Source organism: Vibrio sp. JZG120 (assembly GCF_053890955.1).
The window spans coordinates 39,473-55,790 of the sequence record NZ_JBSRRK010000005.1 but is presented as its reverse complement, the minus strand read 5'-3'; the positions used below and the strand labels follow the sequence as shown (position 1 = coordinate 55,790).

Genomic DNA, 16,318 nt, shown 5'->3' with positions numbered 1-16,318 from the left:
CACGAAAAGGACCAATACTCCACCTAACTAGCCATTTCTTCGACGTAGCTATCCGCTAGTTTCATTTTCTGCTGATCGGTCATCACCTTACCGGCCAATTGGAAAAAACGATGCTCTTCTTCTTCGAGGTGGTGCAATACTTTGTGACGCAAAGTTTTCATGAGGTTGAGCCATCCTGGCGAGCTCATGTCGGTTGCATCAAGCTGTGCAATCACTTTATCAATCTCGTGGTGCTCTGCGATGCCATGACGAGTAAGATCGATGGTTTTATCACTCTCGATTAAAGGCGCGTAGAAAAAGCGCTCTTCTGCGGCGGCGTGCTGTTCGAGTTCATCCTTAAGATTGTGATAAAACTCTTCGCGTGCAGGGGAATCTCCAGACGTTTCCATCAGAGCATCGAGTAAAAGGCGTTGCTTTTCATGACTCTCTTTTAGTACATCAAATATGTTTTTCATCTTTGACTCCTCATCTGATTGTAAACACTTGGGATAAAAGGAAGGGCGGTGATTGACCGCCCTTCTCTTACATTGCTGTGAACAAAAAGCTGACCTGACTCGACTAACAATCTTGGTCTTCTGCGTTCAAGTTCTCTTTAATATTTTCACACTCATCTTCAATCGCATTTTGAGTTTCTTCGGCGGCTTCATCTATCTTCTTGCCTGCCTGTTCCATTGGCCCTTCTTCACTACAAGCAGCCAGTGCGAACACCAAACCAAATACTGCGGCGATACGGTAAATTAATGACGTAAGTCGCATGAAATCTCCTATCTATTTACGTTTTTTCTTCCTAGCAGAACAATCACTATTGATACAATTAATGACAATAGGAATAGGTAAAATATCACTTGCGCGATAGAGGCCGCCGCCCCTGCAATACCAGTAAAACCTAGTAGTGCAGAAACCAGTGCCAAAGCCAGAAAAATAAACATCCAACGAACCATAGTGTTACCTCCTAATAAAATTGGGTTAGGTCACTCGGCTCGTTATTATTGAACCACTTCTAGCTTATCAATCACCTTATTTACATCATTGGTATTATTTGCAATTGAAAGTGCAAGATCATGCTCCGCATCTGAATTAACCTTACCTGCCAACGTTACCGTTTTACGTTCCGTCGTTACATCAATGTCCGTACCACTTACATTGGTATCCATCAGTAGGCGCGTTTTAACTATAGTCGTGATTTTAGAGTCGGTCAGTGTGGCTAATGCCTCTGAATCGGTTTCTTTCTTACCTTCATTCACCACTGACAATTCGTTATTTACTTCTTTCACACCATCAAGACCTGTTACAAGCTCTTCGGCAAGCGATTTTTCAAGGTCATTGTTTACCGAACCAGAAAGGGTAACTACCTGATTTTCAACATCGGTGTTGATATCAAAAGAGTTAAGGTTACTGTTTAGCAGCAGCGTCGTTTCAGCTTTACCATCTAGCCAAGCGTCCATGGATTCTTTTTCCCATTTATCACTCGCTAAGACTGCTGTAGATGAAGTAGCAAGAACTGACGTAAGTACAATTTTAGCTGCGATGTTATTCATGGTAATTCTCCTTTATTGACGTTGTATTTCCATAGGAGCAAACCATGTGCCAAGTTTGTAACTTGTTATTTTTAAAGGAATAATAAAAACAAGAGATAAAAATAAGACGAACAAGAAAATATAAGCATGAATTATTTACACAGAAGAAATGTAATTTTTAATCGTTAATAATTTCGCAATCAATTACATAATACGCCAATAAAAGATGAGACATTATTTCTTCGACTTCACTTAATCGCAGAATTATTATTTAATAATGTGAGACACCCGAATAAAGAAGCAATATTTATCAGAATTATTACTGATATATACCAAGAGAGGATCAACAAAATTAAAATAGCCTACAGACCCTTAAATCTCTGCTGACAATATTTTGTCTTGTGCACTTAGAATAATCCACGTACATTGTTTCTGTCATAGTAAAGAGGACATTTCTATGTCGTTGCCAAGCCTGTTTCTACGAATACAAGACCCGACACTTAAAGATGCTATCGCCTCTTGCCAGGAACTGAACAAATTTCGTCTGCATAATACCGATGCCGCAGATGGTTGGATTGAAGATTTCCTACAACTCAAACCGGAAGTTGCGATTGTTGAAGTCGCCCACTTTACTAGCGCAGATTACCAGCGCCTTTCTAATATCGAAGACATCTACGATATGGACTTGATCATCATTAGCTCTGGTGCTCCAAACGAAAATTTGGATAAGCTAATGAACTTAGGTGCAATTTTTCACTACAGAAAACCCGTCGATATTGCCATTTTGACGGACACCCTAAGCGAAGTCAGCCAGTACTATCAGCAAAAACAAGATCAAGGACGTAAAGTGTCCACTAGCGATCTCGACCAATTTGGCCTTTTGGTGGGGTCCTCATCGCCAATGCATCAGCTCTATCGCATGATCCGACGCGTCGCAAAAACAGAAGCCAACGTCCTCATTGTCGGTGAAAGCGGCTCGGGTAAAGAGTTAGTCGCACAGACCATTCATTTAGCTAGCGATCGCAAGCAACAACCCTTTATCGCGATTAACTGTGGTGCGATTAGCCCAGAGTTGGTCGATAGTGAACTGTTTGGCCATGAAAAAGGCGCCTTTACCGGAGCGAATAAAACTCACCAAGGTGTATTTAAACAGGCAGAAGGCGGCACGCTGTTTTTAGATGAAATCACCGAGATGCCTATCGAGCATCAAGTGAAGCTATTGCGTGTGTTGGAAACCGGAGAGTATCGCCCAGTAGGTAGTAATACGGTGCATATCGCCAACACTCGCATCATTGCCGCCACCAACCGTGATCCTAAAGTCGCCATTGAAGAGCAGTTCCTGCGTGAAGATCTGTTTTTCCGTTTATCGCACTTCCCATTAACGATACCGCCACTGCGAGAGCGAGGCGGTGACATCGTCGGTCTGGCTAAGCACTTTATCGCGCACCGCAACGCAAATGAGGCTAAAACCAAAACCATTCTTGATTCTGCCATCCAAAAAATCGCCGTGCACGATTGGCCAGGTAATGTCCGTGAGCTCAAACACACGATCGAGCGCGCGTTTATTTTGGCTGATGACACCATCCGAGATGAACACCTGATCTTCGATACGCCACCATTGGAAACAGGCACCAGCATCGAAGACCTTGTTCCAGCGGGCGTTTCGCTAGAAGAGCTAGAAAAAGCCGCCATTCTCAATACGCTTGAAGAGAATCAAGGCAATAAAACGGAATCTGCGCAAGAGTTAGGCATTAGCGTTAAAACGCTCTACAACAAACTCGAAAAGTATCAAGACGAGTAACTCGCTGTGGGAATACAAAAAAGAGCACGGAATACGATTCAGTGCTCTTTTTTTATCTTATCTTTTATGCGGATGTGTAGCGTTTGATTACACCCACTGACCCGCGACAAAGCCGCTCGACCAGCACCACTGAAAATTGTAGCCCCCTAACCAGCCAGTCACGTCCATGACTTCACCAATGAAGTACAGCCCTTTAATGTCTTTGCATTCCATGGTTTTCGAAGATAAGTGATCGGTATCCACACCGCCTAGTGTCACTTCCGCGGTTCGGTAACCTTCAGTGCCATTAGGGGCGATATCCCAATGTTCTAAGCGCGCCACAATCGCCGCAAGCTCCTTTTGATTGAACTGCTTTAGCGGTTTATCGACCAGCTCTTTACGTTCAATCAAGACTTCAACCAAGCGCTTTGGTAGCACTTTAGCGAGCGTATTTTTGAGCGACTGATTCGGATGCTTTTCACGGCTGCGTTCTAATAACTCGGCAACATCATCGTTTGGCACCAGATTAATCGACACCTTTTGCCCCGCTCGCCAGAATGATGAAATCTGTAAAACGGCTGGGCCAGATAAACCACGATGTGTGAACAACAGGGCTTCTTTGAACATGGTGCCATCTTCAGCTGTAATTTCCGCAGGTACCGCGATACCAGATAACTCAGCAAAGTCTTCTTTGTCTTCTTTATGCAACGTAAATGGCACCAGCCCTGCCGTAGTTGGGATAACTCGAAGACCAAATTGTTCCGCGACTTTATAACCAAATGGTGTCGCCCCCAGTTTTGGCATCGACAAGCCACCGGTTGCGATAACTAAAGACTCACACTCGACAATCTCAGTGCCAGCATGCAAACGAAAGCCTTCATCGATTTTCTCAATTGAGTGAACATCGCATTGGTAACGCTGCTCGATATTCGGCATGTCACACTCAGCCAACAGCATCTTCACGATGTCTTTCGCCGTAAACGCATCGACACAAAACAGCTGACCGTGATCGCGCTCTTCAAATTCAATACCATGCTTACACACCATCGAGATAAAATCCCAGTTAGTGTATTGAGAAAGCGCCGACTTAACGAAATGCGGGTTTTGGCATAGGTAGTTGCTGGCTGAAACATCGTAGTTAGTGAAGTTACAACGGCCACCGCCTGAGATAAGGATTTTACGTCCTGGCTTTTTAGCATGATCGAGCACCAAAACACGACGGCCTCGCTTGCCGGCTTCTGCAGCACACATCAAACCCGCTGCGCCTGCGCCAATTACAACAACATCAAATTTCTTACTCATCGGTAGCTCTTAGACTGATTGGTATCGAATCGAAATAAAAAAGGATGTGCACATTGCACATCCTTGCTTTCTAGGCGCGACATTCTACCGACAAATCTCGAAGGGGAAAAGCGCTTAAACGGTAAGCGCTATGCATGCCCGTACAATCCTAGGAGATTAACTCGCTAGATTATTGATTCTTTAAAGAATGAAGGCCGCGAGTAGGGTAACACCGAGCAAAGCGGTCGATAAAACAAATAGCTCACGCACCCTTTCGCACTTACCAGTAAAAATCTCATCGTGGTGATGGTGATATTCTTTACTTTTGATGTAGTGGAACAAACGCACCTGTTTGGTGACATTTCCATGGGTGGTAAAAAAGCCATTGCCATCAACTTGCTGATATAACAACGGATGCGCTTCACGCATGATGTAAATTAGAGAACGAAGAGCGGTGAGATACCGGATCATGTTGACTCCAGTTACCACCATTAGCGCAAATAAGATTGTGTCTCCACTGATCATCTTTTCCTCCCTACATCTTCAACAATGCTCAAGAGAAAAAGACGATCAATGCTTCGTCTTTACCCGCTACTTATAGCGTCAAAAAACGCATTTACGCAGCTGGAGCATCCATGATTGAAGATGAACCTTCTTTCGCCATTTGTGCTAGATCTTTGTCGATGAAGAACAATGCTTTACCATCTTCACCTACCAATTCGATCTTATCTAAAATCCCTTTAAACAACTTCTCTTCTTCGTGCTGTTCAGACACGTACCACTGTAGGAAGTTAAACGTTGAGTAGTCTTGGCTAGTAAATGCAACATGTGCCAATTTATTGATTTTTTCCGTGATCATTTGCTCATGTTCGAAGGTCTCGCGGAAAACATCACCTAAGCTAGCAAAATCATGCTTTGGTGCATCAATAGCGCCCAAAATTGGCATTGAGCCAGTTTCACTTACGTAGGTGAATAGGCGTTGCATGTGCTCCATTTCTTCTACGGCGTGAGCGCGTAAAAATTCAGCCGCACCTTCAAAACCTTTGTCTTCACACCAAGCACTCATTTGTAAGTATAGATTGGATGAGAAAAATTCTAGGTTAATTTGCTCATTCAATTGTTCGACCATAGTTTGAGACAGCATGTTAACTCCTATTAATGTGCATGCAATATACCCAAGTAACCTCGAGATAAACGACGCCGCGAGATTGACTTGCTCTACATCAGAGGCAAGGTTTTACTTGAACTATAGTCAGTAACGGAGCGCTGAACTCCGCATCTCAAAGTCACTTGGGTATAACGCCACTATAACATGATTACTGAGACAAGACTTTGTACCTACGACACTGATATGAGATCACTTCAGCAAATTTTTTTGGGGGTTAGTGCTAATCTAAAACTATGACCTTACAAGGAGATAGCAATATGAGTTACAAACACATACTTGTGGCAGTCGACCTGTCAGACGACAGTAAAGTGTTGATTAAAAAAGCCGTATCACTGGCTAAACCTCTGGATGCGAAAGTCTCTTTTATTCACATCGACGTGAACTACGCAGAGCTCTACACCGGGCTTATCGACATCAATATGGCAGAAGCGCAACATCAAGCGATGGAAGCGTCGCGCACACAATTGGCGAATTTCGCAGAATATGCGCAATACCCAATAGCCCATACGTTGGTCGGTAGTGGCGATTTGAGTAATGAGCTGTGCGATACCATTCAAGATTACAGTATCGACTTGGTGGTTTGTGGTCATCACCAAGATTTCTGGAGCAAGATTCTGTCTTCGACTCGACAACTGATTAACTGCTCTCCAGTCGATATGCTGGTCGTACCGCTAAAAGACTGATTGGCGCGACGTTAAAACTTGGTTAGACTGCGGGCACATTTGTTGTTGATAAAGATTCTCATCCATGGCTTATCTATCCGCAGTTACCCTACTTTGGGCATTCTCATTTAGCCTGATCGGCGTTTACCTCGCTGGTCAGGTTGATTCTTGGTTCTCGGTGTTCATGCGCGTGGCACTGGCGAGTCTGGTTTTCATTCCCTTTTTAAAATTCCGTGGCGTTAGCAAATCCCTAATCGCGAAACTGATGACGGTCGGTGGCTTTCAGCTTGGTCTGATGTACTGCTTCTACTACCAATCTTTTTTGCTCCTTTCCGTGCCAGAAGTATTGCTGTTCACCGTATTCACACCCATTTACGTCACGCTGATCTATGACTTCTTGAAAGGTCGCTTTTCACCTTGGTATTTGGTTACCGCGGCGATTGCTGTATTTGGCGCAGCCTGGATTAAGTTTGCAGGCATTAATGAAGACTTCCTGCTGGGCTTTTTGGTCGTACAAGGAGCAAACCTCTGTTTTGCCATTGGTCAGGTAGGCTACAAATACATCATGGAAAGTGAGCCGGTTGATTTGCCACAACACACCGTGTTTGGTTACTTCTACTTAGGTGCGCTTTGTGTAGCAACCGTGGCTTTCGCTCTGATGGGCAACCTCGACAAACTACCCACCACCGCAACGCAATGGGGCATTCTGACGTACCTTGGTTTAATTGCTTCCGGTTTTGGTTACTTCGCGTGGAACAAAGGCGCAACCATGGTAAACGCAGGAGCACTTGCAGTAATGAACAACGCGTTAGTGCCAGCAGGTTTGATTGTGAACATTGTGATTTGGAACCGCGATGTTGATGTCATGCGACTCGCCATTGGCGGTGCGATCATCATGCTATCGCTATGGATTAACGAAACCTGGGTGAAAAAGCGCGTCGAAATGAGCTACGCCAAGAAGTAAAGCGACCGCTCCCAACACACATACCGACAATAAAAAACGCTCTCCAACTGGAGAGCGTTTTTTTGGATTAGATTAATGCACTTTGACTTGCGAGCTTGTGCTCATCAACGCATTAGGTGGCGTTGATAGCAACACCTCTAGCTTGGCATTGCGCGCTTCAAGCTTGCGCTGACGCTTAAGTAACTTTTGTTGTTTTTTCGCTACTTTTAACAACTTCTTCTGCTGCTTATAATGCTTTTTCAGTGCTTTTTTCGCTTTCTTAAGCGATTTTTTATCCGCTAAATCAAACCATACTGGTGCGTCGGTTCTTACTGGCTCCAGGGATTTTTCGGCTTGCTTTTTCTCTTTCACGCGCTCAACAACACGCTTCACAATCGCTGCTTTTTCGTTGCTTTGTTTTGTTGTCACAGGAATCGGTTGTACTGGCAGCGCTTCAGCCAATAAGCCACATGATTGTTGCTCGTTCAATGGCTTGTCTTGGCATTTTTGCGGCGGAATAGCGGCTGGCTTACACAGGGTATCTTTGGCCGCTGAAGAACGTGCGCAAGAGCGACAAACAAACTTTGGTGCGACAACTAAACGATGGATGTCGCCAAGCTCCGCCGCGATTTGTTTACGACTCATTTTACATAAGCGTTTAGCCATTCTACTACTCCAGCTTCCCAATAATCGACCGCATCACAACAAGTGAAATAATAATAATTCTTAGTTAGATATACAGTCAGGGAGGAGAATTAGCAAGAGAAAACTATCAGTAACGATTCAGAAAGAGAGGCTTTATCACAGCACGATACACCGTACTGTGACAAGAAAAGTTGAGCGGTCAGGAAGTTATGCCATTGAGGCTTTAACATAGACATCAAAGCGATTTTTTTTGGTTTCAATCGCCATGGTCGGCTTTTGCTCGTTCAACCAGTTTGCATAGTCTGGGCGCTTCACCACCACGCGTTTTGTGGCTAACGCCATGGCAGGATCTAGCAAACCATCGGCGTCCAAATCGGCGCCAACCAACGATTGGAAAACGCGCATCTCTTTTTTTACGAGCGCCGATTTCTTCTTGTTTTCTGGGTGCGGATACATAGGGTCGAGATACACCACATCTGGCTGAACAAAGTCTTCATCTTGTGCCAGCTGTTCCAATGCATCATGACTGGAGGCATGGATCAGCGACATACGCTCTGATACCCAAGTTCCAATTTCAGGGTCTTGTTTCGCACGCGCTAACCCGTCATCCAGCAACGCTGCGACTACCGGGTGTCGCTCCACCATCTGTACCTTACAGCCGAGCGAAGCCAAAACGAATGCGTCACGTCCCAGCCCCGCCGTGCCGTCTAGAACGGTTGGCGTTGCCCCTTTGTTCAAACCTGCGGCTTTTGCGATGGCTTGGCCCTTACCACCACCAAATTTTCGGCGATGCCCCACTGCGCCACCAATTAAATCGACAAAAATAGCGCCCAACTTTGGCTCATCCACTTTACGCAGCTCTAAACGCTCGGTGGTCAACACCAAAGCAAAATCGCTCTCGTCAGTGTGAGAAAGCTGCCAGCGCGCAGCCAGTTCATCCAGATGAGGTTGTTGAGACGGGTCTTCACAGATCAATTGCAGTTGCAAAAGGAGGCTCCAATAAAAAATCGCGGTAACTGGCGCTGAGTGTATACCTAAGTTACCTCTCAATGCTAGGTTGAGCTTGATATGACAAGACTACTCAGCCGTCAGTCGCTCAACTAACTCAGAAAGCGGTTGAGGATGCCCAATACCGTAGCCTTGGCCATAATCCACACCAAGATCGATCAAATGCTGCATGACTTGTTCGTTTTCGACAAACTCCGCCACCGTCACTTTGCCTAGCTGTTTTGCCAGATCATTGATCGAGCGAACCATCACACGGTCCATTTCATTTACGTTGATATCTCGCACGAAAAGACCATCAATTTTCACGATATCAACGGGAAGTTTCTTTAAGTAACCAAATGAAGACAAGCCCGAGCCGAAATCATCCAATGCAATCATGCAACCCAACGCTTTGAGCTTGGTGAAGAGCTCAATGGCTTGCTCAAGATTACTCATCGCTGCTGTCTCGGTGATTTCTAGACAGATTTTTTCACACGGCATGGACGAACGTTCCAATCGCTCCAATAAGAAATCGATAAACTCTTGATTCCCCATAGATTGACCTGAAAGGTTTATCGAACAACGACCGAGTTTTTCAACCACCTCCGGGCGTTGCTCAAACCATTCTAGCGTTTGAGTAATGACCTGTTTATCAATCCAATGCGCAATGTTGTAGCGCTCGGAAGCCGGAATAAACAGTGCAGGAGAAACATAATCACCATATCCATTGCGAATGCGCACTAAAATCTCAAAATACATCTGAGCATCGTGCTGTTGTAAGCTTTTGATCGGTTGAGCAAACAACTCTAAACGCTGATTCGACAATGCCTCATGCACCAAATTGACGCTCTGCATTTCCATCTGGCGACGTTGTAGCTCTTCGTTATCTAAGCTGAACAGATTGTAGCGGTTACGGCCTTGCTCCTTGGCGGCATGACACGCAGAGTCCGCTTGAGCGTGCACCATTTGCGGCGTCTCTGCCGTATGATCGATGATACGAATACCAATAGAACAACTGATGAACAAGCGTGTATCTTCCCAAATAAAGAGATGTTCACTCAACGTCGAGATGATCAGTTTAGCGATATTAATCGCGCCGTATTCGTCGCAATCTTTGAGTAGTACCGCAAACTCATCGCCTCCCATTCGAGCCAAGATGGAATTGTATGGCAACACTTCCTCTAACATGCTGGCACAAAATTGAATCGCCGCGTCACCCGCATCATGCCCAACCGTATCATTGAGGACTTTTAGCTGATCTAAGTCGAGGTACAGCATGGCGTGGACGCGACGATGGCTGTCCACCTCACGCAGTGCGGTCTTGAGCTCTAGTTCAAAGTGGTTTCGGTTATAAGTCCCTGTCAGTAAGTCATAGCGCGCTTGATATTCCAGTTTCTCGGAAAGCTGTTTAGTTTCTGTAATATCTTCGCCCACAATCAACAGCTGATCAGATTCACTCAGTGGACGAATGTTCTCGCGTACCCAAACACGATGACCGTTTGCATGGCGATACTCGACTTCACGTCGCCAGACCCCATGCACCTGTTGATTGGGTTGCAATAGCACTTGGCGAGGAAACAGTACCTTGTCATCAAAATAAAACTCCCTTAGGCGGTGTCCGAGCATGTCCATCGGTTTGTAGCCAAGGAGTAGCTGAGCAAATCGATTCACTTCTTGAATGCGGTTATTGCTGTCGAGTGTCACCATCATGACGGGCTGTTGCTCATAATAGTTACGCAGGGTTGATTCGCGTTGATAGAGCTTATCTTCCATCAACTTACGACTAGTGATATCGCGCGCTTCAAACAAGTATTGCTTTTGATTTCCTACTTGCTGAGAAAAAGGCTTGAGTGAAATTTCCAACACCAATGTACCGTGCTCTTTACTCCAAATTTCAGCCTCAAACGTCGACACTTGATGGTGAGGCGCGTGGAAATACGCCTCAAGCAACGCTTGTGCTTTCTCACTCCAATTGGGATGAAACCAAAGTGGTCGGTCTAAACGCAGCCCTTGGTGATACAGCAAAGATTGCAGGTGATCGTTGCCCGATTTAAGTACACCGTTGGCATCCAAAATGCCCATATACTGCATGCTCTGATCAAAAATCGACTCTAAGATGGCTTGGCTTTCTCGCGCGGCACTCTCGCTGCGACGCATCCGCTGTAAATAGTAACCCATCAACAAAATGACCACCGACATCACCACAAACAGGCTACCAAACAAGCGAATTTCTTTGGCAAAACGCTCAGAAAACTTCATCGGTTTATTAAAAAATACCGCAGAGACCTCTTGCTCAGCACCCAGCCCCCAGCGCACTACAGCTTGATAATCGAGCTTGATTTCAGAATCACTTTTCTTCACGGCTGGCAGAGCTTGGTCAGGGTTATCCAACACAAACTCAAGTATCTCAGCACTCTCTATGCCATGCCGATAACCACTTTGGATCACGCCACCAACCGCACCGTGCCCTAAGCCAATGTCGTGCACCATAAACAGCGGCGCATTTGAGGCTCTGTTAACGCCAATCCAGTCACGTTCACTGCCAACCACACCCTGTTTATCTCGGTAATAAGTCCAAAACAAGACGACTTTATCTTTATTCAGCTTCGCCACTTGTTGCTTTAAGTCAATGATACTATCGGGAATAACTTGCACGATTTTGTCGCGATATTGCGGATGTTCATGTACAAAATCGTCGATTTGATAGCGTAATACCTCTCCCGTTACGGAATGGTCACTGACAATAAGAATTTGGGTGTAATCAGGGTGTAGTCGCTCTATGAGGGCTAAATTTGCCTCCAAATCGACATCTTCTGTTACTCCTGTTGCGTTCAGAGATTGGTGCAAAGAAGGATGATAATTGTTGATGCCGTTAAATATAACCGGAGTGTCTTTGATGATTGGCGCCAAACGCTGCATCAGTTCAAGCGCGTTGTTATCACTCACTAAAATGGCATCGAATCGTTCTTTGCTCAATTTCGTACGATATAAGGATTCAAGCTGAGCGAAAAACTGCTCACTCTGGTTACGTTTCGAGTCTAAATAGAGCACACGCATATCCAGCGATCGATCACCCAATTGCTGCTCGATACCTCGCTGTATGGAATCCGTCCAGAAAAAACCTTGATGATAGGAGTGCACGACCAAAACTTTCGGATCTGAGGCCGCGGCAAACGCGCTCCAACATAGCGCGACAATAACCAGAAAACGCTGCACATTATCTCCATAGCTCGGAGTTAACCCGCAGTTACTCCTGCCAAACCTTGTGAATCCTATCCGCTATGAGTATAAAAGGGAGGTAAAACTCTATCCCTAACGGAAATAATAGTATGAATGCGAGCCTGCCGAAACTCGACGACCTTGACCGCGCAATATTAAAAACACTGATGGCTGACGCCAGAACGCCCTACGCAGAAATGGCAAAGCAGTTCGATGTCAGCCCTGCCACTATCCATGTGCGTATTGAGAAGATGAAATCGGCTGACATCATCGAAGGAACGGAGGTGATCGTAAATACCAAAAAGCTCGGCTACGATGTGTGCTGCTTCATTGGTATTAACCTAAACGCAGCTCGCGATTACCATTCCGCGCTAGAAAAACTCAACGCGCTCGACGAAGTCGTTGAAGCTTACTACACCACGGGCGCGTATAACATATTCGTCAAATTGATGTGCAAATCGATTGAAGAACTGCAATTTGTGCTGATTGATAAGCTGCAAGCCATTGATGAGGTTCAGTCTACGGAAACATTGATATCGCTGCAGAACCCAATTAACCGCAGTGTGAATCCGTGAATTTTTTATAAAAAATGGACAAAAAAGGCCAACCGAATGGTTGGCCTTAGTATTTTTGGAAAGACAGCGTGCGCTTACGCTGCAATACCAGAATGGCGCAATAGCGCATCAATTTGTGGTTCACGACCACGGAAGCGCTTAAACAGCTCCATTGGCTCTTCACTGCCACCCATTTCTAAGATGTTGTTCAGGAAGCTTTGACCCGTTTCTTTGTTGAAGATACCTTCTTCTTCAAAGCGAGAATACGCGTCTGACGACAGCACTTCCGCCCACAGATAGCTGTAGTAACCCGCGCTGTAACCACCAGCGAAGATGTGACCGAAGCTGTGCGAGAAGCGCGCCCACTCAACTGCTGGAACCACCGCAACTTTCTCTTTCACTTTCGCCAGCGTTTCTAAAACGCGTGCACCCACTTCTGGGTCGTATTCGGTGTGCAGAGTAAAGTCGAACAAACCGAATTCTAGCTGACGCAAAATACCCATCGCCGACTGGAAGTTTTTCGCCGCGAGCATCTTATCTAGCATCACTTTTGGCAACGGCTCGCCTGTCTCATAGTGACCAGAAATGAACGCCAGTGCGTCTTCTTCCCAACACCAGTTTTCCAGGAACTGACTTGGCAATTCAACCGCATCCCAAGGTACGCCATTAATGCCTGATACCGCGCCAGTTTCTACTTGCGTCAGCATGTGGTGGATTCCATGACCAAACTCATGGAATAGCGTCACAACTTCATCGTGCGTGAACAGTGCTGGCTTGTCGCCCACTGGACGGTTGAAGTTACACGTTAGGTACGCCACCGGCGTTTGCAGTTCACCAGAGAGCGTAATACGACGACCACGACAATCGTCCATCCACGCGCCGCCACGTTTGTGTTCACGTGCATAGAGATCTAGGTAGAAACTGCCACGGAGTGTGCCTTCAGCATCAAAGATATCGAAAAAGCGCACAGATTCGTGCCAAGTGTCTACGCCTTCGCGCTCGGTAACGGTCATGCCAAACACGCGGTTTAGCACTTCAAACAGACCGCTCACGACTTTTGACTCTGGGAAGTATGGGCGCAGCTCTTCGTCCGAGATTTGGAACAAGTGCTGTTTTTGCTTCTCGCTGTAGTAAGCGATATCCCACACGTTCAGCTCTTCAACGCCAAATTCGCTCTTAGTAAACTGACGCAACTCTTCAATTTCGCGCTCACCCTGCGGTTTCGCACGTGTCGCTAAGTCATTTAGGAAGCCAAGCACTTGAGCCGGAGTTTCTGCCATTTTCGTCGCCAACGACTTCTCACTGAAGGTGTTGAAGCCCAGCATACGTGCGATTTCATGACGCAGTTTTAGCTGCTCAGTAATGATTTCTGAGTTGTCCCATTTGCCTGCGTTTGGACCACGATCAGAAGCGCGCGTCACGTACGCTTCGTACACTTCTTTACGCAACTCTTGGTTGTCGCAGTACGTCATGACAGGTAGGTAAGATGGGATATCCAGCGTGATCAGGTAGCCATCGAGCTCTTTTGCTTCTGCAGCGGCTTTTGCTGCTGCCAACGCCGATTCTGGCATACCCGCGAGGTCTTTCTCATCCGTGATGTGCTTGGTCCAACCCATGGTGGCATCCAGCACATTGTTGGAGAATTTAGAGCTCAGCTCAGACATGCGTTTGCTGATCTCGCCGTAACGGTGCTGCTCGTCTGATGGCAAGCCAATGCCCGATAATTCGAAGTCACGTAGCGCATCGGTGATGGTTTTCTGCTGGGCACGCGTTAGCGTTGCAAATTCTTCGCTCGCTTTGATGGTCTTGTACGCTTCGTACAGGCCTTTGTGCTGACCAACCCAAGTGCCGTATTCCGACAAAATTGGTAGGCAGCTTTCGTACGCTTCACGCAGAGCTTCGCTGTTCACCACAGAGTTCATGTGGCCAACTGGCGACCAAATGCGGCTCAGACGGTCATCAATTTCTTCTAGAGGAGCAATCACATTTTCCCAAGTTGGGTTGGTGTTGTCTTTTAGCACCTCTTCAACTTTGGCGCGACAATCTGCAATCGCCTGCTCGACAGCAGGTTTAATGTGTTCTGGTTTGATTTGCGAAAACGGAGGTAGGTCCGTAAACGTTAGAAGTGGATTAGACATGAATAATTCCTTTTGTGTTTTGGCTCTATGACTGCCCATAAAATAGGCGGACCCAATGCACAAGTAAGCCGACAACATGGATTGGGGGAGCTCCGTTCCCTTTCTCTATGCTGCGATGACCGGATGATCAACGAGAGCTTGCTCTGTCCTTGAGTCTTATTCTGCCTAAGTGGCAGAGCACTCTATTGGAGCACTGCGATCCCACTTAGGTTCAATATGTTTAGTAAGTATGGGTGACTTAAAGAGATTTCAATAGTGAGCGCATTTTAAGTCGTGCAAAATCAAACGGAGATTCTGCATCTGCAAGGATGTTGGGTATAATACCCTCAACACAGCGAAAATTTATTGTATCTGAAATCACAGACCACACTCAGCCAAAGAGTGTTTCGAGAGTTTAATTTGTTAAGTTACCGCCACAGCTTCCACGCTGGCAACCATGCCGACGTGGTCAAACACATCGTTCAAAGCCTCATTCTTGATGCGCTGAAACAAAAAGATAAGCCATTCGTTTATCACGATACCCACTCGGGTGTGGGCCGTTACGATCTGACTCACGAATGGTCTGAGAAAACGGGCGAATACAAACAAGGCATCGCGCGTATTTGGGATAACCCAAACATTCCTGAAGACATCAAAAGCTACATCGATGCCATCAAAGCACTCAACAACGGCGATAAGCTGCGCTACTACCCAGGCTCACCGCGTGTGGCGCGTGCGCAAATCCGCCCACAAGACCGCATGGTACTGACAGAGCTGCACCCAGCCGATCATCCATTGCTGGAACAAGAATTCCATCGCGACCGCCAAGTCAGCATCTACAAAGAAGATGGCTTTAAGCGTCTAAAAGGCAGCCTACCACCGCAAGAACGTCGTGGCTTGGTACTGATTGACCCGCCATACGAGCTAGCTAAAGAGTACCGCGATGTGGTGCAAGCGATTTACCAAAGCCACAAACGTTGGGCAACCGGTATCTACGCGATTTGGTACCCAGTGGTAAACCGTCACGACATCGAAGACATGATTGAAGGTCTAGAGAGCCTCGGCATTCGTAAGATTCTGCAAATCGAATTGGGTGTCGCACCCGATACCAACGAGCGCGGCATGACGGCATCCGGCATGATTGTGATTAACCCACCGTGGAAACTGGAAAGCCAGATGAAAGAAATTCTGCCATTCCTGCAAGACGCGATCGCACCAGCCACCGGCCACTGGAAAGTGGACTGGATTGTGCCAGAGTAAGCACTTCTGCACCGAAACCTCTCAGCGCAACGACATTCTCGTTGCGCTTTTTTATGCTCTCAACCCCGCCGTCTGATCGCGCTTATTCTTCTTTTTATACCTCTCATCGCTATTTGTCATAAGCAATGTCACTTTTTCCCATTTAGGAATTCGTTACATTCGATTTATGATAGTGGGATAACGGT

16 protein-coding genes are annotated in these 16,318 nt (G+C 46.2%); 5 read left to right on the top strand and 11 right to left on the bottom strand.

The genetic code is table 11. The annotated features are described in order from the left end of the window. Positions 1 to 23: 23 nt before the first annotated feature. The 4 genes from ACWPOD_RS11740 to ACWPOD_RS11725 form a co-directional block, all read right to left on the bottom strand. The gene (locus ACWPOD_RS11740; protein ID WP_193448006.1) at positions 24 to 455 is read right to left on the bottom strand and encodes a hemerythrin domain-containing protein; all 432 of its coding nucleotides are present in this window, start codon (positions 453 to 455) and stop codon (positions 24 to 26) included. Between the two features lie 103 nt (positions 456 to 558). Next, positions 559 to 756 (bottom strand): hypothetical protein, encoded by a 198-nt coding sequence (locus tag ACWPOD_RS11735; RefSeq protein WP_048624594.1) that lies wholly within the window; start codon positions 754 to 756, stop codon positions 559 to 561. Between the two features lie 8 nt (positions 757 to 764). Further along, on the bottom strand, positions 765 to 941 hold the full coding sequence (locus ACWPOD_RS11730; RefSeq protein WP_012841233.1) for a DUF1328 family protein: 177 nt from the start codon (positions 939 to 941) through the stop codon (positions 765 to 767). Positions 942 to 986: 45 nt separating this feature from the next. After that, positions 987 to 1,538 (bottom strand): BON domain-containing protein, encoded by a 552-nt coding sequence (locus ACWPOD_RS11725; RefSeq protein ID WP_047009372.1) that lies wholly within the window; start codon positions 1,536 to 1,538, stop codon positions 987 to 989. Positions 1,539 to 1,974: 436 nt separating this feature from the next. Here ACWPOD_RS11725 and ACWPOD_RS11720 point away from each other — a divergent pair, with 436 nt between their 5' ends. Next, entirely contained in the window at positions 1,975 to 3,318 is a 1,344-nt protein-coding gene (locus ACWPOD_RS11720) for a sigma-54 interaction domain-containing protein (protein ID WP_012841235.1), read from the top strand. Positions 3,319 to 3,405: 87 nt separating this feature from the next. On the opposite strand, the gene ACWPOD_RS11715 is transcribed toward ACWPOD_RS11720, so the two are convergent. The 3 genes from ACWPOD_RS11715 to ftnA all read right to left on the bottom strand — a co-directional run bounded on the left by ACWPOD_RS11715 (position 3,406) and on the right by ftnA (position 5,722). Next, a complete protein-coding gene (locus ACWPOD_RS11715; RefSeq protein ID WP_006741765.1) occupies positions 3,406 to 4,599 on the bottom strand; it encodes a BaiN/RdsA family NAD(P)/FAD-dependent oxidoreductase in 1,194 nt (397 codons plus the stop codon). A 180-nt stretch (positions 4,600 to 4,779) separates the two neighbouring features. Next, positions 4,780 to 5,103 carry a universal stress protein UspB gene (gene uspB, locus ACWPOD_RS11710; RefSeq protein WP_005394407.1) on the bottom strand — a complete coding sequence of 108 codons (324 nt, stop codon included), beginning with the start codon at positions 5,101 to 5,103 and terminating at the stop codon, positions 4,780 to 4,782. A 91-nt stretch (positions 5,104 to 5,194) separates the two neighbouring features. Beyond that, entirely contained in the window at positions 5,195 to 5,722 is a 528-nt protein-coding gene (ftnA, locus tag ACWPOD_RS11705; protein WP_005379167.1) for a non-heme ferritin, read from the bottom strand. Positions 5,723 to 6,003: 281 nt separating this feature from the next. On the opposite strand from ftnA, the gene uspA reads away from it, so the two are divergent. Then, positions 6,004 to 6,429 carry a universal stress protein UspA gene (gene uspA / locus ACWPOD_RS11700; protein ID WP_005379165.1) on the top strand — a complete coding sequence of 142 codons (426 nt, stop codon included), beginning with the start codon at positions 6,004 to 6,006 and terminating at the stop codon, positions 6,427 to 6,429. Positions 6,430 to 6,493: 64 nt separating this feature from the next. Continuing rightward, the gene (locus tag ACWPOD_RS11695; protein ID WP_006741764.1) at positions 6,494 to 7,372 is read left to right on the top strand and encodes a carboxylate/amino acid/amine transporter; all 879 of its coding nucleotides are present in this window, start codon (positions 6,494 to 6,496) and stop codon (positions 7,370 to 7,372) included. 72 nt (positions 7,373 to 7,444) lie between these two features. Here the strand turns inward: ACWPOD_RS11695 and ACWPOD_RS11690 are convergent, their stop codons facing one another. The 3 genes from ACWPOD_RS11690 to ACWPOD_RS11680 form a co-directional block, all read right to left on the bottom strand. Next, the gene (locus ACWPOD_RS11690) at positions 7,445 to 8,017 is read right to left on the bottom strand and encodes a hypothetical protein (protein ID WP_046874169.1); all 573 of its coding nucleotides are present in this window, start codon (positions 8,015 to 8,017) and stop codon (positions 7,445 to 7,447) included. Between the two features lie 186 nt (positions 8,018 to 8,203). Continuing rightward, complete coding sequence (locus tag ACWPOD_RS11685) at positions 8,204 to 8,983, bottom strand: class I SAM-dependent methyltransferase (protein WP_005394395.1); 780 nt, start codon at positions 8,981 to 8,983, stop codon at positions 8,204 to 8,206. Between the two features lie 90 nt (positions 8,984 to 9,073). Next, positions 9,074 to 12,199, bottom strand: coding sequence for an EAL domain-containing protein (locus ACWPOD_RS11680; RefSeq protein WP_005394394.1), 3,126 nt, complete (start codon positions 12,197 to 12,199; stop codon positions 9,074 to 9,076). Positions 12,200 to 12,312: 113 nt separating this feature from the next. Between ACWPOD_RS11680 and asnC the strand changes: the two genes are divergently transcribed. Further along, entirely contained in the window at positions 12,313 to 12,777 is a 465-nt protein-coding gene (asnC, locus tag ACWPOD_RS11675) for a transcriptional regulator AsnC (RefSeq protein ID WP_005394393.1), read from the top strand. Between the two features lie 74 nt (positions 12,778 to 12,851). On the opposite strand, the gene prlC is transcribed toward asnC, so the two are convergent. Continuing rightward, positions 12,852 to 14,894, bottom strand: a complete 2,043-nt coding sequence (prlC, locus tag ACWPOD_RS11670; RefSeq protein WP_167427038.1) for an oligopeptidase A — start codon at positions 14,892 to 14,894, stop codon at positions 12,852 to 12,854. 399 nt (positions 14,895 to 15,293) lie between these two features. Here prlC and ACWPOD_RS11665 point away from each other — a divergent pair, with 399 nt between their 5' ends. Beyond that, a complete protein-coding gene (locus ACWPOD_RS11665) occupies positions 15,294 to 16,133 on the top strand; it encodes a 23S rRNA (adenine(2030)-N(6))-methyltransferase RlmJ (protein WP_005478729.1) in 840 nt (279 codons plus the stop codon). Positions 16,134 to 16,318 lie beyond the last annotated feature (185 nt).

What these genes read in the sequence shown, in the direction of transcription:
- prlC (WP_167427038.1), bottom strand. Translation starts at nt 14,894, where the DNA reads ATGTCTAATCCACTTCTAACGTTTACGGACCTACCTCCGTTTTCGCAA.
- asnC (WP_005394393.1), top strand. Translation starts at nt 12,313, where the DNA reads ATGAATGCGAGCCTGCCGAAACTCGACGACCTTGACCGCGCAATATTA.
- uspA (WP_005379165.1), top strand. Translation starts at nt 6,004, where the DNA reads ATGAGTTACAAACACATACTTGTGGCAGTCGACCTGTCAGACGACAGT.
- ACWPOD_RS11690 (WP_046874169.1), bottom strand. Translation starts at nt 8,017, where the DNA reads ATGGCTAAACGCTTATGTAAAATGAGTCGTAAACAAATCGCGGCGGAG.
- ACWPOD_RS11720 (WP_012841235.1), top strand. Translation starts at nt 1,975, where the DNA reads ATGTCGTTGCCAAGCCTGTTTCTACGAATACAAGACCCGACACTTAAA.
- ACWPOD_RS11715 (WP_006741765.1), bottom strand. Translation starts at nt 4,599, where the DNA reads ATGAGTAAGAAATTTGATGTTGTTGTAATTGGCGCAGGCGCAGCGGGT.
- ACWPOD_RS11740 (WP_193448006.1), bottom strand. Translation starts at nt 455, where the DNA reads ATGAAAAACATATTTGATGTACTAAAAGAGAGTCATGAAAAGCAACGC.
- ACWPOD_RS11695 (WP_006741764.1), top strand. Translation starts at nt 6,494, where the DNA reads ATGGCTTATCTATCCGCAGTTACCCTACTTTGGGCATTCTCATTTAGC.
- ACWPOD_RS11730 (WP_012841233.1), bottom strand. Translation starts at nt 941, where the DNA reads ATGGTTCGTTGGATGTTTATTTTTCTGGCTTTGGCACTGGTTTCTGCA.
- uspB (WP_005394407.1), bottom strand. Translation starts at nt 5,103, where the DNA reads ATGATCAGTGGAGACACAATCTTATTTGCGCTAATGGTGGTAACTGGA.
- ACWPOD_RS11725 (WP_047009372.1), bottom strand. Translation starts at nt 1,538, where the DNA reads ATGAATAACATCGCAGCTAAAATTGTACTTACGTCAGTTCTTGCTACT.
- ftnA (WP_005379167.1), bottom strand. Translation starts at nt 5,722, where the DNA reads ATGCTGTCTCAAACTATGGTCGAACAATTGAATGAGCAAATTAACCTA.
- ACWPOD_RS11735 (WP_048624594.1), bottom strand. Translation starts at nt 756, where the DNA reads ATGCGACTTACGTCATTAATTTACCGTATCGCCGCAGTATTTGGTTTG.